Source organism: Salegentibacter sp. Hel_I_6 (genome assembly GCF_000745315.1).
Taxonomy (GTDB): Bacteria; Bacteroidota; Bacteroidia; order Flavobacteriales; family Flavobacteriaceae; genus Salegentibacter.
The window spans coordinates 3232610-3252102 of the sequence record NZ_JQNQ01000001.1 but is presented as its reverse complement, the minus strand read 5'-3'; the positions used below and the strand labels follow the sequence as shown (position 1 = coordinate 3252102).

Here is a 19493-nt window from a genome sequence, read left to right as displayed (position 1 = left end):
GCTTGAAAATGAAAGAGCATCAAAAGATAATCCGAAAGCGCTGAAAGAAGTAATGAAAAGACGGACTCAAAAACTGTCATTTCAATCTACTTTTTGCTCCTTTCCGACGTCAAAAAGGAAAATGCTCCAGATGAAAATAGTAATTGTTAAAAAAGCTATCATTTTATTTAGTGTCATTTGGTTGATTTTGTGATCTTGAAGGCAGCTTTCTAAGTTTTAGATTTTCAAAATATCCCAAACGGTAACAAATTTAATGTTACCAAAAAAACTACTCTTAAGTGTTTTATAATCAATTTATTGCATATTTTTAAAGAGATGAATTACAGTAGTTTTTTAAAGTGCTTAGTTGTCCATTTTTTGTTTGACTTCGAAGACATAAGCATATAAATATTAAAAACGTTTTTGGTTTTTTTACTGGGTTAACCACTTGTTGGTTAAGCTAAGCTTGTATAAAATTTTTGCTTCCTAGAACAATTTTCTGAAAAAAGAAAGCTGCCAGAAGGTAAAAAAATTAAGTAATGGTAATTTTTAAAATAATAACAGATCATAAACTAATGAAATTATGAAAGAAAGCATCCATCCATTTATGGTCAGTATGCATTCCCTGGAAGCTAAAATAGAACAGCTCACCAGGGAATTCAGGATCAGGCAGATTAAAGATCCCTGTCTCATCCTTCTGGATAATGCTGATTTTATCCAGCTATTTAAAATAAGTGCGAAAACAGCTCAAACCTGGCGGGAAGAAGGGCTGATTGAATACGCACAGGTGAAAGGAAAGATCTACTACAGTCTCAAGGATATCCAGGCATTTATAAATCGTCACCGAAAAAATAGGAAGGATGCTAACTCTTAAGTAAGATGACTCCGGAGATTTCAGTTCCCATTCAGCTATTTATTGATGCACAGCAAAAAGGCTATGCTAAAAAGCTGCAATTCTTTCTATCCTTGAAGCTAATCTACAAGTGCGGAAAGGCAAAACTGGATGATGGGGAACTGTTATTTTTAGAATTAACCGAAGAGATCAGCTCTCGAAAAACTACATTAAAGTATATTGACTTTCTGGTAGAGTAAGGTTGGTTGCAATACAATAACAGGACGGGTTATTACATCATAAAATCTTTTGAAAGGATACGAAGCGAGAATAACTGGAAGCTCAGGCTTTCCTATCCGGTAGATTTTTATTCTTACCGAAACATTAAAGCAATTACAGGGGCAATTATTTATGGATATCTACATAAAGACTTCTGGAGAAAAGTAAGGAGAAAGAAAAGCGTACAGATAAAAGGCAGTACCTATCATTTTCTATCCCCTAACTTTAATTATATAGAAGCACCTGCTCCATTATCTGTACTTGGAATCTGTAGGATATTTCAAATTTCACCGTCAACTGCTTCCAGACTTAAAGAAGCTGCTGAAAAGCAAAAATTGCTGCAGGTCAAAAAGAATTACGGGGCTTCAGTACCCAGTAAAAAAGCTATGGAGCTGTGTTTAGACTACAATGATAAGCGGAACAATATTGTCATTTACCAGGGAAATTACCGATTCCAGTTAATTGATACTATTTTACCTCTTTTTCTTTTTAAAAAGCGGAAAAAACTGAAAACATAAAGGAAAGGTTTATAGTATGAAAAAAATAAAAAACTTTTTGGCCAAAGTTTGATCAAGTTAGGCGCGATAGCGCGTTTGTTTCTCTTTGGAACAGAACCGGAGCAAAGCCGGTTTAAAGCTAGGCTATAGCTTCTGCACTACTTGTTTCTTACTTGTCCATTTTTTGGACTAGTTAAAGCGAATAGCTTATACATTGATAGCCATTCAAGCTAAAGCCGGTATAGAATAGCAATTAAGCCTTTCTCCAAAAATTTTTGGATTCTAATCGTTCTTTCAATACAGCCATATCGTCACCCACTTTTCGATCTAGAATTTTTGCATAGTGCTGAGTTGTACGAAGATTTTTGTGTCCTAGCATTTTACTCACACTCTCTATAGGAACTCCATTTGCAAGCGTAACAGTAGTTGCAAACGTGTGCCTGGCCAAATGGAATGTAAGATTTTTGTTGATGCCGCAAAGATCTGCTATTTCCTTAATATAAGCATTCGTTTTTTGATTACTTAGAATTGGAAGTAACCGCTTCTCGCTCACATCGGGATGCGAAGAATATTTTTCCAATATAGCCTCTGCCACAGGAAGAATTGGAACGCTGCATCTGGTCTTAGTTTTTGTTCTCTTAGTTTTAATCCATTTATTACCATCAATACCAATTACCACTTCCTTTTCTGAGAGTTTTTTTACCTCAGCATAACTAAGCCCAGTAAAGCAACTAAACGTAAAAATATCTTTAATTAAATCCAGTCGCTCATTTTTAATTTCTTTGGAGATCAGCGCCTGAAGTTCAACTTCAGTTAGAAACTCCCGATCTACCACTTTTAATTTACCTTTCCAGTTCTGAAAAGGGTCTTTTGCTATCCATTCGTTTGATAATGCTATGCGAATGATTTTTTTAAAGTTTGTTACATATTTAATGGCGGAATTATGCGCACAGTTCCTTTCTGTCTTTAAATAATATTCAAAGCCGGTAATAAATTTGAGGTTTACCTCTTTTACTGGAATATCCGAAACTTTGTACTCCTTTTCTATATATTCCCCTACGTGATTTTTAGCCGTTCTATATCTTTCAGCTGTACCGGCGGCAAAATCTTTACCTACAAGTCTATTAACCCGATCATTGTGTTCCTGGAAAATATCCAGAAGCATCCTTTCCTGGTCTTCTTTTTTCTTGTCTTTTCCTAAAAATGTGTCCACCAAGTCCTGAGCAGTAAACTTCGTTCCCTTTTCTAAAAGTTTTTGATGAGATATATAGAGGTCGTTTTCAACTTTGGATAAATATCTATTAAGAATTTTCGCTTTCTCAGTATTCCCCTTGGCCCTTCCTGCTGAAGAATTCCAATCTTCTTTGGAAATTCTTCTACGAAGACTAGTGGCTGCTCGCTTACCTCTTAGTGTGACTCGAAGGTAGATTGGTGATAAAGAATTTTTTGCGCCACCTCTTAGATAAAAAATATGGAAGAAATTTGTATCCATGACTTTAGATTTTTTAGATTAATACATTTCTAAAGTACGAAATTATATCAATCATAAAACACTAAATATCAAATTGTTAAAATATTTTTGTAGGAATATTCATCATAAAGGTGTCACTAATTTCAGTTATTCAAGTGACACCGAATTTGACACCTCCTAGCTTGATATTCTTTGGGATATTTTGAAATATTGTAAAATAAAAAAGCCCCAAAACCATAGGGTTTGAGGCTTTTTGTGATATTTTGTGAGATAAGTTGCGGAGGAAGAGGGATTCGAACCCCCGGACCTGTTACAGTCAACAGTTTTCAAGACTGCCGCAATCGACCACTCTGCCATTCCTCCAATAAACTGCTATACATTTCTGCTTAGCGGATGCAAATATAACAAGCTTTTACAAATACACACAAGCTTTCAAGAACTTTTTTTAGGCTTTTACTGAATCTGCTAATTCTCAGTATTTAACGTATTTAATATTTCCTTAGTTTTGATTTCCTTAATTAATCTTTATCTTCCTCTCTTTAAGCAATTAAAAACATTACCGAATAAATAGACCTAAATTCTACAAAGCCTTTGCTTCTATTTTAAAATTAAATACCTCTATGAAAAAGCCGTTCTCCTCTCTTTACCTTCTTTATTATCTTATTTTATTTTTTTCATTTTCTACATTAGACGCCCAGGAAAAACCCGAATCATTAAGCACGACAGAACAAAATACAACCAACTTTTACACTTCCAGGTATAAAACTCAAAATGCATTTGATGGCTTGGGTTATTACAAACTTTCAAATCAAACCTTCAATTATGAAACCGATAAATTTAACATAGCTCTAGCTGCGGGTCTCTTAGAACAAAATACCATTTTTAACGATGTGGCTCCTGGCTTTCACGGTAGCTTTAGCGCAAATTTTGAGTACTATTTAAATGACAGGTTTAGCTTTTATTTTTTTGGCCGATATTTAACTCCCTCTTTTAATAATGAAGAACGACTCAATAACCCTCATATGGAGTATATTTTTCCTCAAAGCGAAGTTGGAGCTGGGCTAAGGGGAAATTTTAATAATGTTAATATTGATGTTGGTGCAAGTACTATTTTTGGTAATCAACCCCGACCAAATACTTTATTACGAACTAAAATATCTGTTGGTTTCTAGTATGATTAAAATTTTGAATACCAGGGAAGCATTAATTCAATTTTATCTTCTAAAATTATGAAAAAAGTAGTTTTAATTTCTTTATTAACGCTTTTTAGCAACTTTCTGATTGCGCAAAAAACAGAAACTAGTGAACTTATGGAACAGGATTGGGCCAATCTCAAAAAATACAAAGCAGAAAACGAAAAAATACTTGAATCCCAAAATTATCCTGATTTGGTTTTTATGGGGAATTCAATTACCGAAGGCTGGGTGAATGCACAACCGGAATTCTTCGATAACAATAACTATATAGGGCGCGGAATTGGCGGACAAACCACTCCGCAAATGCTCGTTAGGTTTATGCCAGATGTTATAGCCTTAAAACCAAAAGCAGTAGTAATTCTTGCAGGCACCAATGATATTGCTGGAAACACTGGGTTTTCTGACGTAAAAATGATTACCGATAACATTCAGGCTATGACGCAACTTGCTAAAGCAAACAATATAAAGGTAATCCTCGCCTCCATCCTACCTGTTTACGACTATCCCTGGCGCCCCGGTTTAAAACCGGTTGAAAAAATAGCCAGAATAAATTCCTGGATAGAAAATTATGCACAAGAAAACTCCCATACCTATCTCGATCTTTTCAACCCTTTAAAAGATGAAAAAGAAGGATTGCCAAAGCAATATTCTGAAGATGGTGTGCATCCAAACCTCGCAGGTTATAAGGTGATGGCGCCGCTTACCAAAAAAACTATAGAAAGTATTCTAAAACAGTAAACTACCTGTAAAAATTTAAATCTCAATTAGCATTTAATAAAGAAAGTTTTACAGACTCCTCTGAAATTTAAACCGAAACTGCTATCTTGCTGCGACTTTAATAAAAGCTTCGAAGATATTTTGCGAAGTATCAATTTTATAAAAATTAGATAAACTATGAAAAAAATGCTTTTAGTAGCCATCACTGCAGGAATTGTAAGTTGTGGCACTCAAAAAAATGTTGAAAATGCAAATCCGATGGAGTATGCTGAAACCATAACAGCATCTGAATTAAAGGATAATCTTACCACTTTTGCCAGCGATGAATACGAAGGCCGAAATACCGGTGAACCAGGACAGAAAAAAGCAGCTGAATTTATTGTTGAAAAATATCAGCAAATGGGAATAGAAGCCCCGGAAGGATTTTCAAATTACTACCAGGAAATCCCTACTGAATTTTTTGACGGAAAACTTAAGGCCTCAGAAAATGTATTGGGTTATATAAAAGGAAGCGAAAAGCCTGATGAAGTTTTGGTAATCACTTCTCATTATGATCACGTAGGTGTTGATGATGAAGGCAATATTTATAACGGTGCCGATGATGGCGGATCTGGACCAATGGCTATTTTAGAATTAGCCGAAGCTTTTATGGAAGCTAAGAAAGATGGATATACTCCTAAAAGATCTATTCTTTTTATTCATTTAACCGGCGAAGAAAAAGGTTTATTGGGCTCTAAGTATTATGTTGAGAACCCTATATTTCCATTAGCAAATACCGTTGCTAACCTAAATATGGATATGATTGGGCGTATTGATAAAGATCATGAAGGAAATGACAATTATATTTACTTAATTGGAAGTGATAAATTAAGTACCGATCTTCATGAACTAAGCGAAAATGTAAATTCAGAATTTATGAATATGGATCTGGATTATACATATAACGATGAGAATGATCCTAACCGTTTTTATTACCGAAGTGACCATTACAACTTTGCAAAAAACAATATTCCGGTGATTTTCTATTTTAACGGAGTTCACCCAGATTATCACAAGCCAACTGATACTGCAGAGAAAATTGAATATGAAGCGCTAAAGAAAAGAGCTCAATTAGTTTTCTTAACTGCCTGGGAAATCGCTAACCGCGATGAAAGATTGGTAGTAGATAAAGCTGAAGAATAAAAGCTGAAATCTTTCAACATTAAAAAAGCCCCGGAAAATAGTTTCCGGGGCTTTTTCATTATTTAGTTTATTTCTAATTATTCTTCCATCGCTGGTAACAATACAGTGTCTATGGCGTGAATTACTCCATTTGTTGCCTGTACATCAGCAGCGATAACTGTTGAAGTTCTTTCGTTAGCATCAGTAATAACAACGTTATCTCCAAGGTTTATTGTAAACTCACCTCCTAAGGTTTCAACCGGCATATTATCGGTTAAGTCTCCAGATCTAACATTAGCTCCAGCAAGTACGTGATAATTTAAAGTAGCTTCTAAGGTTTCAGTTGGGATATCTCCAAGAGCTCCTAGCTCAAGTTCCTCAAGCAATGCCACGAACGCATCATTTGTAGGTGCAAAAACGGTAAATGGTGCAGGATCATCTGTCATCATCAAAGTTTCAACAAATGTAAATGATTCCTCCCTGGTAAGAGCCTGTACAAGAATATCAAAAGTAGGATCGGCAGTAGCAAATGTAGTCACATCGGGCAAACCAATTACCGCATCTACAGCGTGTATAACACCGTTATCAACTTCAATATCTGGAGCAGTAACAGTAGCAACACCGTTAATCATCACCCCATCATCAGTATTGATATACATACTTAATGGCTCTTCAGAAACTCCCCAAACTGCCATACTTGGGATATATCCAGTACTAAGATCTCCAGACATAATTGCTCCCATTTGAACGTGGTTTAAAAGAACCTGGGTTAATAAATCTTCAGGTACTTCGTCAAGACCACCAAACCCGTTATCGTTTAAAAATGCAGCGAAAGCAGCATTATTAGGGGCAAAAACAGTATAATTATCTGTTCCGGTAAAAGTAGAAGTTAATCCGGTAACTTCTAAAGCGGCCAATAAAGAAGAGTAATCTTCATTTCCGGCAACAAAATCAGCAATGGTATTTGTTTCAATTTCGATAGCATCATTCTCAGGAAGAATAACAGTATCTAAAGCGTGAATAACACCATTATTTGCCTGAACGTTAGTGGCAACAATTGTTGCAGTTCTTCCGTTCTCATCAGTAATAGTTACGTTATCTCCAAGATTGATAGTAAAACTACCACCCTCAAGCGTTTCAACCATCATTTCATCAGATAAGTCTTCAGCACGTACATTAGCTCCAGCTACAACGTGGTAACTTAAAATACTGGATAAAAGATCGGCAGGAATGTCACCTAATCCGGCTAATTCCAATTCTTCAAGAACACTGGCAAAAGCGGCGTTTGTTGGTGCGAAAACAGTAAATGGTGCAGGATCACCTGTCATCATTAAAGTTTCTACAAAAGAGAATGATTCATCTGCAGTAAGCGCCTGTACTAAAATATCGAAATTAGGATCGGCAGTAGCAAAAGTGGTTACATCTGGCAATCCAATTACAGCATCTACAGCGTGTATAACACCGTTATCTACAGCCACATCAGCAGATGTTACTGAAGATACCCCGTTAATAGTTACGCCATCATCGGTATTGATGTAAAGACTTAAAGGAGAATCTGAAGCCATCCCAGTAGCCATACTTTCAATATATCCGGTAGAAAGAGAGCCAGATGTGATTTCACCTTCCTGAACGTGGTTTAATAAAATTTCCGTTAAAACACCTACAGGAACTTCATCCAGACTACTAAATCCATTAGCTGATAAAAAAGAGTTAAACGCGGCATTATTAGGTGCAAATACGGTATAGTTTGCAGATCCATCAAGGGTAGCATCTAATCCCGTTACCTCTAGTGCGGCGGCTAAAGAAGAATAATCGTCATTGCCTGCTACAAAATCAGCAATTGTATTTGTTGGGGTGATGACATCTCCAGCATCATCGTCGTTGCTACAGGAAAAAAGGCCAAAAGCCAAAAATGCAAGTAGTGCAAGTTTTGTAAATTTAAAATTTTTCATAATTCTAAGTTTTAGTTATGCTGTAAAAGTAACGGAGATGTATGTTATATTTTGTTTATTGTTTGTTAATAATTAACAAACAATAGTTAAATGTTTAAACTTATTGGTTTTGTCCTAAACAGCAAAATAATTGTATTTAAAATTCTTAAACAATAAAAAACACTTCTCAACGCTTTATTTTAAGACGTATTTAAATTTGAATATATTTACAAAAAACAAAATCTATATTATGAAGAAACTTTTTCTATTGCTTTTTAGTTTTGCGCTATTTATATCTTGTAGCAATGATGATGATGCCAACGGAGAAGAAAATATTTTAGGAACTTGGTATATCGCTGAAGCAAACGGAATTCCTAATTTTGAATTAAGCACCTGCAACCGAGAATCATCTATTACGTTTAATAGTGATAAAACGACTAACTCTGAATATTATGTGGGTTCTAGTAACCCTTGTACTCTTGCCGATGAAACCAATAGTGTATGGGAAAGGGACGGTGAAATTTATACATTTTCATTACCTATTGAGGGTTTAGAAAATTTTGATTTAGATAACATTAATGGTAACGTAAGCTTCAACTCTGATAACTCAGAATTTACTTTTACACCATTAATATTTCCAGCGGCTTCAGTAATTTTTGAAAAAAGATAAGTTCACTATAATTTTAATAAAGCGGTTTGAAAATCTACATTTTAAACCGCTTTTTTTATTGCCAGCATTTTGCATCTCCTAAACCTTTCTATTAAATTTTCGTAATTTTGCAGCTTCTTTTCCGACTTTATGCGGGAAAGATCTCAATTCAGTATTTATGAAAAAGAAAGTAGTAGTTGGTTTATCGGGCGGTGTAGATTCCAGTGTTTCAGCATATCTTTTGCAAGAGCAGGGTTATGAGGTAATTGGTCTCTTTATGAAGAACTGGCACGACGATTCGGTAACTATTTCTGATGAATGCCCCTGGCTGGACGATAGCAATGATGCAATGATGGTAGCCGATAAACTGGGGATTCCTTTTCAAACCGTAGACCTTAGCGAACAATATAAAGAACGTATTGTAGATTATATGTTCAACGAATATGAGCGCGGCCGCACGCCAAACCCCGATGTTTTATGTAATCGCGAGATCAAATTCGACGTTTTTATGAAAATCGCGCTTTCTTTAGGTGCCGATTATGTAGCCACAGGTCATTATTGCCGAAAAGGAGAAATTAAGGAAAACGGGGAAACCGTTTATCAATTACTTTCCGGAAAAGATAATAATAAAGATCAGTCTTACTTTTTATGCCAGCTAACGCAAGAACAGCTTTCTAAAACCTTATTTCCTATTGGGGAATTGCAAAAATCTGAAGTAAGAAAAATTGCTTCGGAGCAAAACCTGGTAACTGCAAATAAAAAAGATTCCCAGGGATTATGCTTTATAGGAAAAGTACGTTTGCCTGATTTCCTTCAGCAGAAATTGCAACCTAAAGAGGGCGAAATTGTAGAAATTGAAGCCGAAAAGGATATTTACGCTACCGAAACTCCTGATTTCAGCAACAAAAAAGAAGAACTGGAATTTCTTTCCAGGAAATATGAATATGCTGCTAAAGACGGAAAAGTTGTAGGAAAACATCAGGGTGCACATTACTTTACCAAAGGTCAACGAAAAGGTCTTGCCGTGGGTGGAACTCCAGAACCACTATTTGTAATAGATACCGATGTGGAAGAAAATGTAATCTATACAGGACAGGGAAAAAACCATCCGGGAATATATAGAAAAGCGCTATTTATAAATAAAGATGAAGTGCATTGGGTAAGAAAAGATCTTGCAATTAATGCCGATGAAAGTTTAAAAGTGAAAGCCAGGATTCGTTATCGCCAACCGCTTCAAAATGCCATTTTACATCAAACCGAAAATGGAATGTATGTGGTTTTTGAAGACGCACAGGCCTCAATAACCGAAGGCCAATTTGTGGCCTGGTATAATGGCGAAGAATTATTAGGTTCGGGTGTTATTTCTTAAATTCGGAGAAAATTAAAGCAAATGCCCAACAATAAGATCACACAACTTTTTAATATTCAATATCCAATTATCCAGGCCGGAATGGTTTGGGCCAGTGGCTGGAAACTCGCCAGCGCCGTGAGTAATGCTGGTGGATTAGGGATTATTGGTGCAGGCTCTATGTATCCTGAAATTCTTAAAGAACACATTGAAAAGTGCAAAAAAGCAACCGATAAACCTTTTGCGGTTAATGTGCCGCTCCTCTACCCTGATGTTGATAAGATCATGGAAATCATTATCCAGGAGAAAGTGGAAATTGTTTTTACTTCTGCTGGAAACCCTAAAACCTGGACAAAGCATTTACAGGATCACGGCATTAAAGTGGTACACGTGGTAAGCGGGGTGAAATTTGCCATTAAATCTGAAGAAGCTGGTGTTGATGCTATTGTTGCTGAAGGTTTTGAAGCCGGCGGGCATAATGGTAGGGACGAAACTACTACCTTCACCTTAATCCCTATGGTGAAAGAAAAAATCAATATCCCATTGATTGCCGCAGGCGGAATTGCCACAGGGCGAGGAATGTTGGCAGCGATGGTTTTAGGCGCCGATGCCGTACAGGTAGGTAGCCGATTTGTTGCCAGCCCCGAAGCTTCTTCTCATAAGAATTTTAAAGAAATGGTGGTGAAAGCGCAGGAAGGTGACACCAAACTTACCCTAAAAGAGTTGGCACCTGTAAGACTGCTGAAGAATAAGTTCTTTGATGATATTCAAAAATTATATACAACTAATCCTTCAAAACAAGAACTTATAGAACTTCTAGGACGTGCCAGGGCTAAAAAAGGAATGTTTGAAGGTGATTTGGAAGAAGGGGAACTCGAAATAGGCCAGATTTCAGGATTAATTCATGAAATTAAACCTGCCGCAGAAATTGTAAAAGAAATGCTGGAGGAATTTGAAACTGCCAAACAGGAAGTTTCTAATTTTTAGCTTGAGTAGGCGCTTAGTTGTTCCAATTCTTCTTGAACAAAGATACGCCACTTCAATTCGGCTTCTTTGTTTAAACTGTGGTTGCTTTCTTTATCAAATTCAGTTTGCATTTTCCGGTGCTGCTTTTCAATTTCAGCATACAAAGCATTTAGTTCTTTTTTAATCTTACTGGCTGCAGGCTCATAATTGCTTAAGGCTTTTCTAAGTTTCCGGGCGTGCAGTTCGGTAATATCAAAATGCAATTGTTCGTGGGCAAGTAAGTAATCTACTTCCTCAATTTCCTTAACCCAGGAACGGTTTGGATAAAAATTACTTCCTACTTCGTAATTAAGTTCTATTCCTTGATTGCTTTGCGTAGCATTCCAGGAAAAGGATAGTCCGGAATTGGTATTTGCTTTATAAGGAAGGTGCTTTTTAGGACTTGCTTTAAAATCATCCCAGCTTAAAACTCTATTTTCTGCCCAGCTTAATTTTTCATTTTCCTGCGCCATTAATGGAATAACAAGAATGAAGATTAGCAGAAAAAACGAAATTCTCATAAATAATTAAAGCTAATTATCTTTTCCATATCGGGATGCAAGCTTTCCAAAACGGGACAGGTTTTTGCCGTATTTTCCAAGACCTTCCTGGATTTTTCAGAATAGGTTTCTGGGAAAGTAATTTTAATCTCTACTTTAGAAATTCGCCTGGGATTAGTCGCCATGGTTTTAGTTACCTCAGCACTGGTTCCATTCAAACTTAGTTTAAGGTCTTCGGCTTTAATACCCATAACTGTAAGCATACAACTGGCTAAAGCAGTGGCTACGGTATCTGTTGGTGAAAAAGCTTCACCCTTTCCGTGATTATCTACAGGCGCATCGGTTATGATTTCTGAACCGCTTTGTAAATGCACAGCTTCGGTTCTCAAGTCTCCGCGGTAAACTACTTTACTGGTCATTAGCAACGTTTAAATTAAGTTCTTCATCCATATTCATAATATAAACGGCATCGTTATAAAAACCGCCATCCCGCTTTGAGGTATAATGGAATTTATTCTCATGATACTCGGTAAAACCAGTATGCTTTTCAAAAGATTCATAAAGATCTTTTGCAGAAGCCAGCCTAAGTAAAATATCTAAAGTAAGATCATAACCTCTAATTACATATTGACTGGGAACCATATCGTAATCTTCCCTGTATTTTTCCAGTAAGTCTCCAGAATAAGCATGATCAAATTCCTTATCTACAGAAGGGTAATGAAAATTAAGTCTTCCCAAATGTTGATTATCTACAATATCATCTTCAAAACCACTATTTCTATCGGTAGTAAATAGTTTTATATTGTGACCCCTTGCCAACCTATTTAAGGCTGAAGTAGCGCTGCTTAACAATCCAATATTGGAAGATTCTAAAATCACCCAATTTTCCTGATTTTCAGAAAGCGTACCTCTAATTTTATCGGCACTTATATATCCTTCAGAAGGAATTATCACTCTAGAATTTGGTAAAATTTGGGTAAGCTCATTTTTAACCTCGTTTTTCGCACCATCTGCAATTATGATTACATTTTTCCCTATCGCATTTCTCCCTAAATAACTTAGCATTGTTTCTTTCAAAATTTCATCAGTAGGACGCGACTGAAACAAATTTTGATAAGAACGCATTTTACGATTTGAAATAGGGCTAATTACCGGAACATTATAAGTTGCTAATTTTGAAGCTGTGGCTTCAATAGTATTTTGTAATAACGGGCCAATTACCGCATCTACATTGGTAAAATCATTAGAATTGATCAAATTGGTCACATCCTGAACATTTCTGCGAGTATCATACGTTCTTAGACGAGTAGAAATCCCAAGTTCTTTTGCCTTTTCAACCGCCATAAGTACACCGCTATAAAAATCTAGAGAAATACGCAGAACGCGATCATCCAGAATTGCATCTTTATAGCTTGAAGTAGAATCGCTATCTATATTATTTAAGCTATAAGGCAATAATACTACGAGTTCCTTAGTATCAAAATTATTTAGTTTATCGGTAAGATCTAAACGTATATCATCATCTTCTTCTACATCACTTTTAAGCTCTTCGGTTTCTCCAGCTTCCAGATTACCTTCTCCCTCGCCCGTATTTGGAACTTTTAAAACCATTCCAGTTTTCAATCCATCTTCTAAAGCAGGGTTTAAAGATATAAGTGAGTCTTGCGGAACATCAAACTTACGAGATAAGCCAAATAAGGTTTCCTTTGGTTTTACTTCATAAAATTCAAATACCTCATCGGTTAAGATTACGGGTTCGTCCAGGACATCAGTACCAACTTTTATCATGATACCGGGCTGTAAAACTTCTACTTTAGGATTTAATTCTTCAAGTTCTTTTACAGTTAGCCCATACTTACGGGCAATTCCATATTTGGTCTCCTTGGGTAAAACAACGTGTTCACGGGTTTCAGAAGCTTGTGATTTATTAGCGGCTGGCATATCCAAATCTTTTGAAGAGGATATTTCGGTATTTGCAGTACCTTTTTTCCGCTGCGGAATTAAAATTTCCTCACCTCGCTGTAATTCTTCAGAATAAAGATGTTTGTTAAACCGCTTAATTTCGTCAATTTCAACATTGTAATCCTTAGAAATTCGGTAAAGAGTTTCTTTGCGCTTCACGGTATGTGTTATAAACTGAACATCATCGCCTTCAGCTGAAGCTTTTTCCTTTTGGCTTAGCGGGATTACTAATTTTGATGATACCTCTAAACTATTGGCTTTAGCATCAGGATTATATTTAAAGATCGCATCTTCAGAAATATTATAAGATTTAGCGATGCTATAAACAGTCTCTCCGGCTTCTACCGTATGGTATTTAAATTCCTGGGCTGAGGCCGTAAGAGTGGACAGCTGAAATAAAAAGCAAAGTATTAAAAGGTATTTCATATTCATTAATTTAATTAAGCTGAAAATCTTATTCCCATTCAATAGTAGCCGGTGGCTTTGAGCTTATATCATACACTACTCTATTAACGCCCTTAACCCGATTTATTATAGTATTCGAGGTTTTTTGCAAAAATTCGTAAGGTAAATTCACCCAATCTGCAGTCATTCCGTCGGTAGATTCTACCGCTCTTAGAGCAACTACTTTTTCGTAGGTGCGCTCGTCTCCCATTACTCCTACCGAGCTTACCGGTAAAAGTATTGCGCCGGCCTGCCAAACTTTATCATACAACATCCAGTCTCTTAAACCCTGGATAAAAATATGATCTACTTCCTGCAAAATACGCACTTTTTCAGCCGTAATATCTCCTAATATTCTAATGGCCAGTCCCGGGCCTGGAAATGGATGCCTTCCTAATAAATCCTTATCAATTCCCATTTCGGCACCTACTCTTCGCACTTCATCTTTAAAGATCATTTTAAGAGGCTCCACGATCTTTAGCTTCATAAAATCTGGTAATCCGCCAACATTATGATGCGACTTTATTGTTGCTGAAGGTCCGCCATTTACCGAAACCGATTCAATAACATCGGGATAAATGGTTCCCTGTGCCAGCCAGGTTACGTCTTTTATTTGGTGCGCTTCGTCATCAAAAACTTCAATAAACGCATTTCCAATAGCTTTTCGTTTTTCTTCTGGATCGCTTACTCCTGCAAGGGCATCCAGAAATCGTGCCGAAGCATCAACTCCCTTCACGTTTAGCCCCATATCTTTATACTGGTCTAAAACACTTTCAAATTCTCCTTTACGAAGCAAACCGTTATTTACAAAGATGCAATACAGGTTCTTCCCGATGGCTTTATGCAATAAAACCGCAGCAACACTAGAATCTACGCCACCACTTAAACCTAAGACTACTTTATCGTCTCCTATTTTTTCTTTTAATTCTGAAACCGTTAGATCAACAAATTTACCCGGAGTCCAGGTTTGGGCTACATCGGCAATTTTCACTAAAAAGTTTTCCAGCAATTGCTTCCCGTCGGTAGAGTGATAAACTTCAGGATGAAATTGTATTCCAAAAGTTTGTTCGCCCTCAATTCGGTAAGCTGCATTCAAAACATCTGTAGTACTGGCAATTCTCACGCTGTTAGCCGGCAATTCTTTTATGGTATCACTATGGCTCATCCAAACCTGTGAGTTTTCCATAATCCCATCAAACAAGGTTTCACCATCTTTTATTACCGAAAGATTTGCTCTTCCATATTCCCTGGTTTCCGAAGCTTCAACTTTTCCGCCATGAAAATGAGCAAAATACTGCGCTCCATAACAAACGGCCAAAATTGGCAGTTTTCCACGAATCTTAGAGAGATCAGGATGCGGAGCATCTTCCCCCCGAACAGAAAACGGACTCCCTGAAAGGATTACCGCTTTAAAGCTTGAAATATCGTCTGGAATTTTGTTGAATGGAACAATTTCGCAGTAAATATTGAGTTCTCTTACACGCCTTGCAATCAGTTGCGTGTACTGCGAGCCGAAGTCTAAAATGAGTACGTTTTTTTGCATAAGCAAAAGTAAGAATTTGAGCCAAAAATAAAATAACCAGCGGGTTTATTTTCTATCTTTATTCTGAATAAAATTTTATCAAAAATGAAATATATAAGTGCCATAATATTTGCCATCGCCATTGTACTTGCTGCGTGGTTCCTGGGAGAATCTTATGTAAGTCGTGCAAATCCAGACGGCGTGATCTCGGTAACCGGCTCAGGAAGTGAAAATTTCACCTCAGATCTAATTGTATGGGAAGGCAGTTTTAGCCGAATGAGCGCAAATCTGGAACAGGCCTACAATGAATTAAACCGGGATAAGGAAACTGTTAGAACTTACCTTATTGATAAAGGAATTAGCGAAGAAAATATCGTGTTTAATTCTGTACAAACTTCAGAGCAGCGTGAAAATCAATACCAAAATGGAAATTATGTAGGTAGCATTTTTCAGGGTTATCAACTTACCCAAAATGTAAAAATTGAATCTAATGATGTAGAATTGGTGGAAGGAGTTGCGCGCGAGATTACTGAATTACTCAATAAAGGCGTGCAGTTTAATTCTACGCCACCAAGATATTATTATACTAAAATAGCCGATCTTAAAATTGAAATGATCTCCAAAGCTACCGAGGATGCTCGGTTAAGAGCAGAACGAATTGCCGAAAATAGCGGGGGAAGCTTAGGCGAATTAAAAAATGCCAATATGGGCGTTTTCCAGATCACCGGACAAAACAGCGGCGAAGATTACAGCTGGAGTGGAACCTACAACACCGCCGATAAAAAGAAAACCGCATCTATTACAATGCGGTTAGATTATGAGATTGAATAACGAAAGTGGTTATTTAGAAAGATCTCTATACGTCAAGCTGAACTTGTTTCAGCTTATAACATGTTTTAGCTACCCATAGCTTAGATCCTGAAATAAATTCAGGATGACAACTAAAAAATATTTTTTAGACAGGTCCCTCTTATATAACTTTAATCCAACGTATCTAAAATCATATCAATATCCTCTTCAGTAGTATCTGGATTAATAAAACAAAAACGAATTACGGTTTCTTTCTTCCAGGTGGTTGGGGTGACCAGCGCTAAACCATCACGATGATTTTTATACGTCCAGTCTTTATATTCTTCAGGACTCCATCCTTTCCTTCGAAATAGAACCACCGATAAACTCGCTGGCCTTACTAACTCCAGGTTATCTCGCTGTTCAATCTTTTTAGCGGCTTTTTTTGCAAGTTCAATTCCGGTTTCAATGGCCTGCCGGTATATATTGGTACCATGCATCGCGAGTGAAAACCAAAGCGGCATCCCTCTAATTCTTCTTGTTAACTGAATTTGATAATCGGCGGGATTAAAACCATCAGCACCTTCATCTTTAAAAATTTCTAAATAAGCGCCCTTTTGTGAGTGAGCATTTTTGGCCAGCTCCAGATCCTTATATATTACAGCACCACAATCGTAAGGAGAAAACAACCATTTATGCGGATCTATGGTAATACTATCGGCGCGTTCAATTCCGTTAAATAAATGCCTCACCGAAGGCGCAGCCAAAGCCCCACCGCCATAAGCACAATCTACGTGAAACCAAACCTGCTCCTTTTCGCAAACATCGGCGATGGTATCTAATTGATCTATTATACCGGCATTCGTGGTTCCGCCGGTAGCCACTACAGCAAAAAGTCGGTTTCTATCTTTTTCCTCCAGTTCGTTAATACCATTTTGTAATTCCCTGCCGGTAAGATTTTCTTCTTCACAATCTATCATAACTACATCGGCATCAATCACTTTCGCCATTGCCTGAATAGAACTATGCGCCCCGTGGGAAGTAAGCAACAAAGCTTTTTTACCCACATTCTGACTATCGCGAGCACGCCATTCTTCACGAGCCGCTACCATAGCCGAAAGATTTGCAGCTGTACCGCCACTGGTAAAAACGCCAAAAGCACCTTCGGGTAAACCGGTAAGCGAAACCAGCCATTTCATCGCCTGGTTTTCACAAAAAATTCCACCGGCACCTTCCATCCAGTAAGCCCCGTGAATACTGGAAGCCGAAGTCACTAAATCGAACATAATGGCTGCCCGGGTTGGTGCCGCGGGTACAAAGGCCAAATGCCTTGGGTGATCTATTGGCACCGTGGCTTTCACCAAAACATCACGAAAAAGCTGAAAAGCATTTTCTCCACCAATCCCTTCCGGAGTTACGGTTTCTCCAACAATTCTAAATAATTCTTCTTCTTTTTTGGGAGCTCCCATTTCGGGAGTAATATTGGAGATACGGTCTATGGTATATTTCATAACGTCTAGAGTCATTTCTACCAAATCCATATCTATGGTGTGCATTTTATTCTTTTCCAAAAGTCAAAATTTTAAATTCCGCCTGCAGCGGGTCTAATTCTTTTAATAATACTGAAATTAATTCGGGGCCGTATTCTGCATAAATTTCCGAAAAATTGGTCTGGCGTTCCTGTAGACCTTTATTCGGAAAAAGCTCATTTTGAAGCGCTGCAATTCTACTTACCTCATCTTCCAATTTTCTTTTCTGTGCTTTTAAAAGACGCTTTTCGAGATTATCAAGGCCTTTTAATTGTTTTACTTCCTGGGCTTTTACCGCGCCAAGAAAAGATTTGTCGGTTTTCTCTGCCAGATCATACATCTGCTGAAATTGCTTTACCAAATGTTCTTTCTGTTTAGAAAAATCAATATCTATATTTGAAATTTGCCGCACTTTTCTATTGATAAGCTCGTGTTGTTTCAAAAATAATTCTTTGTTTGAAATATTTAATTTCTTTCGCTTCTCATCCAGTTTTGCTGATTGGATCAAAGCCGAATTCCGAAGTAATAAAACCGGAAAAACAACATTTTCAGCTTTAAAATATTCTTTCAATTCTAGCCAGTATGCAATTTCCCCCCCGCCACCTATATAACAAAGGTTAGGCAAAATCACTTCCTGATACAAAGGACGAAGCATCACATTTGGACTAAACCTTTCCGGAAATTCCTTTAATTCCTTTAAAATTTCATTTTTACTGAATTTAATATCAGTTTCGTGCACAAAGTATTCACCATCTCGCTCTATAATTCTTTCCCGCAAACCATCACTCAAATAAAACAGATTGATTTCTCTAGGGTTCACCTGTACATTATACCCAAGTTCATTCAACTTCTCGGCAGTCTCCGTGGTAGTTTTATGAGAAATTTGTTCTAAAAGTTCATTTTCAGCATAAGGGATAAAAAGCTTTTTCAATTCTTTTTGCTGCGCATCCAGTATCACCAAACCTTCTTCCTTAAAAAGTTCATTGGCAAGATATAATGTAGCCTCGGAAAGATTAGCGTGCTTCAGATAAGCTTTTTTAAACAATTCCTTTAAATAATCGGCATCTTTCCCGCCACCAATTTCAGCTGAAAAAAGCTTAAAAACATCCTCCAGGCCATCGGTAGATAAATTTCCTACGGCATCATTTTCGGCATTTTTTGGCGCATTTGCCCATTGAAATTTCTTTCCGTTTAAATTAAAGAAATTGATCTCTTCAAAATCGTGATCTTCGGTGGCCATCCAATAAACCGGGACGAAATTATTTTCAGGATATTTTTCTTTTAATTTTCGGGTAAGATTAATTGTAGAAACAATTTTATACAAAAAATAAAGCGGCCCTGTAAATAAATTCAATTGATGCCCGGTTACCACGGTAAAGGTTTTTTCCTCTGCCAGCGCGTCAATATTTCTTTGTGTATCTTCAGAAATTTCCAACCCGGAATATTGCTCCTTTAAAGCTTTTACCAGGATTTCTCTATTTTTTATCGGAAAAGAAGACTTTTCTTCTATTTGCGCTTTAAAATTCTCCAGGTGTGGGAAACGATTATAGAAAGTTTTTAATTCCTCTTTTTCAGCGAGATAATCTAAAATAAGCTCGGTAAAATAGTTGGTTTCTTTGTACGGAATACACTCGGTTGGCATTAGCAATTTTTTGGATGGTAAAGATACCGAAGTTAAGAAT

The 19493-nt window shown here is 37.0% G+C and carries 18 protein-coding genes and 1 tRNA gene; 10 read left to right on the top strand and 9 right to left on the bottom strand.

Annotation, left to right across the window (positions count from 1 at the left end; genetic code table 11):
• The first annotated feature begins 562 nt into the window (after positions 1-562).
• From FG27_RS14390 to FG27_RS14380, 3 genes are read left to right on the top strand one after another with little or no spacing between them, the layout of a single operon-like run.
• Positions 563-853 carry a helix-turn-helix domain-containing protein gene (locus tag FG27_RS14390; RefSeq protein ID WP_051935865.1) on the top strand — a complete coding sequence of 97 codons (291 nt, stop codon included), beginning with the start codon at positions 563-565 and terminating at the stop codon, positions 851-853.
• A 5-nt stretch (positions 854-858) separates the two neighbouring features.
• Positions 859-1071 carry a hypothetical protein gene (locus tag FG27_RS14385; protein ID WP_037320325.1) on the top strand — a complete coding sequence of 71 codons (213 nt, stop codon included), beginning with the start codon at positions 859-861 and terminating at the stop codon, positions 1069-1071.
• A gap of 6 nt (positions 1072-1077) precedes the next feature.
• Positions 1078-1608 (top strand): hypothetical protein, encoded by a 531-nt coding sequence (locus FG27_RS14380; RefSeq protein ID WP_037320323.1) that lies wholly within the window; start codon positions 1078-1080, stop codon positions 1606-1608.
• A 232-nt stretch (positions 1609-1840) separates the two neighbouring features.
• Here FG27_RS14380 and FG27_RS14375 read toward each other — a convergent pair whose 3' ends face one another.
• Both FG27_RS14375 and FG27_RS14370 read right to left on the bottom strand, forming a co-directional pair.
• Complete coding sequence (locus FG27_RS14375; protein ID WP_037320321.1) at positions 1841-3079, bottom strand: site-specific integrase; 1239 nt, start codon at positions 3077-3079, stop codon at positions 1841-1843.
• A gap of 257 nt (positions 3080-3336) precedes the next feature.
• Positions 3337-3421 (bottom strand) — tRNA-Ser (locus FG27_RS14370).
• A 257-nt stretch (positions 3422-3678) separates the two neighbouring features.
• On the opposite strand from FG27_RS14370, the gene FG27_RS14365 reads away from it, so the two are divergent.
• The 3 genes from FG27_RS14365 (at position 3679) to FG27_RS14355 (ending at position 6153) form a co-directional block, all read left to right on the top strand.
• Positions 3679-4230 (top strand): hypothetical protein, encoded by a 552-nt coding sequence (locus FG27_RS14365; RefSeq protein WP_037320319.1) that lies wholly within the window; start codon positions 3679-3681, stop codon positions 4228-4230.
• A gap of 57 nt (positions 4231-4287) precedes the next feature.
• Complete coding sequence (locus FG27_RS14360) at positions 4288-4992, top strand: SGNH/GDSL hydrolase family protein (RefSeq protein WP_081912626.1); 705 nt, start codon at positions 4288-4290, stop codon at positions 4990-4992.
• A 156-nt stretch (positions 4993-5148) separates the two neighbouring features.
• Complete coding sequence (locus FG27_RS14355; protein ID WP_037320316.1) at positions 5149-6153, top strand: M28 family metallopeptidase; 1005 nt, start codon at positions 5149-5151, stop codon at positions 6151-6153.
• A 77-nt stretch (positions 6154-6230) separates the two neighbouring features.
• Here FG27_RS14355 and FG27_RS19555 read toward each other — a convergent pair whose 3' ends face one another.
• On the bottom strand, positions 6231-8084 hold the full coding sequence (locus FG27_RS19555; RefSeq protein WP_037320314.1) for a fasciclin domain-containing protein: 1854 nt from the start codon (positions 8082-8084) through the stop codon (positions 6231-6233).
• Between the two features lie 229 nt (positions 8085-8313).
• Here FG27_RS19555 and FG27_RS14345 point away from each other — a divergent pair, with 229 nt between their 5' ends.
• From FG27_RS14345 to FG27_RS14335, 3 genes are all read left to right on the top strand, one after another.
• Complete coding sequence (locus FG27_RS14345; RefSeq protein ID WP_037320312.1) at positions 8314-8733, top strand: lipocalin family protein; 420 nt, start codon at positions 8314-8316, stop codon at positions 8731-8733.
• A gap of 157 nt (positions 8734-8890) precedes the next feature.
• Positions 8891-10081 carry a tRNA 2-thiouridine(34) synthase MnmA gene (gene mnmA, locus FG27_RS14340; protein WP_037320310.1) on the top strand — a complete coding sequence of 397 codons (1191 nt, stop codon included), beginning with the start codon at positions 8891-8893 and terminating at the stop codon, positions 10079-10081.
• 21 nt (positions 10082-10102) lie between these two features.
• Entirely contained in the window at positions 10103-11047 is a 945-nt protein-coding gene (locus FG27_RS14335; RefSeq protein WP_037320308.1) for a nitronate monooxygenase family protein, read from the top strand.
• Here the strand turns inward: FG27_RS14335 and FG27_RS14330 are convergent.
• Genes FG27_RS14330 through guaA form a run of 4 tightly spaced genes read right to left on the bottom strand, consistent with a single transcriptional unit; the run spans position 11044 to position 15514 of the window.
• Entirely contained in the window at positions 11044-11586 is a 543-nt protein-coding gene (locus tag FG27_RS14330) for a DUF922 domain-containing protein (RefSeq protein ID WP_037320306.1), read from the bottom strand. The two genes, FG27_RS14335 and FG27_RS14330, sit on opposite strands and share 4 nt — an antisense overlap.
• On the bottom strand, positions 11583-11984 hold the full coding sequence (locus tag FG27_RS14325; protein ID WP_037320304.1) for an OsmC family protein: 402 nt from the start codon (positions 11982-11984) through the stop codon (positions 11583-11585). Before FG27_RS14325 ends, FG27_RS14330 begins: the two co-directional genes overlap by 4 nt.
• Positions 11974-13953, bottom strand: coding sequence for a LysM peptidoglycan-binding domain-containing protein (locus tag FG27_RS14320; RefSeq protein WP_037322318.1), 1980 nt, complete (start codon positions 13951-13953; stop codon positions 11974-11976). Before FG27_RS14320 ends, FG27_RS14325 begins: the two co-directional genes overlap by 11 nt.
• Before the next feature lie 28 nt (positions 13954-13981).
• Complete coding sequence (guaA, locus tag FG27_RS14315; protein WP_037320302.1) at positions 13982-15514, bottom strand: glutamine-hydrolyzing GMP synthase; 1533 nt, start codon at positions 15512-15514, stop codon at positions 13982-13984.
• Positions 15515-15598: 84 nt separating this feature from the next.
• On the opposite strand from guaA, the gene FG27_RS14310 reads away from it, so the two are divergent.
• A complete protein-coding gene (locus tag FG27_RS14310) occupies positions 15599-16324 on the top strand; it encodes an SIMPL domain-containing protein (protein ID WP_037320300.1) in 726 nt (241 codons plus the stop codon).
• Positions 16325-16473: 149 nt separating this feature from the next.
• Here FG27_RS14310 and FG27_RS14305 read toward each other — a convergent pair whose 3' ends face one another.
• Positions 16474-17838 carry an aminotransferase class V-fold PLP-dependent enzyme gene (locus FG27_RS14305; RefSeq protein WP_037322316.1) on the bottom strand — a complete coding sequence of 455 codons (1365 nt, stop codon included), beginning with the start codon at positions 17836-17838 and terminating at the stop codon, positions 16474-16476.
• A gap of 1 nt (position 17839) precedes the next feature.
• Positions 17840-19453: a bacillithiol biosynthesis cysteine-adding enzyme BshC gene (gene bshC / locus FG27_RS14300; RefSeq protein WP_037320299.1), complete on the bottom strand. Its 1614-nt coding sequence runs from the start codon at positions 19451-19453 to the stop codon at positions 17840-17842.
• Positions 19454-19493 lie beyond the last annotated feature (40 nt).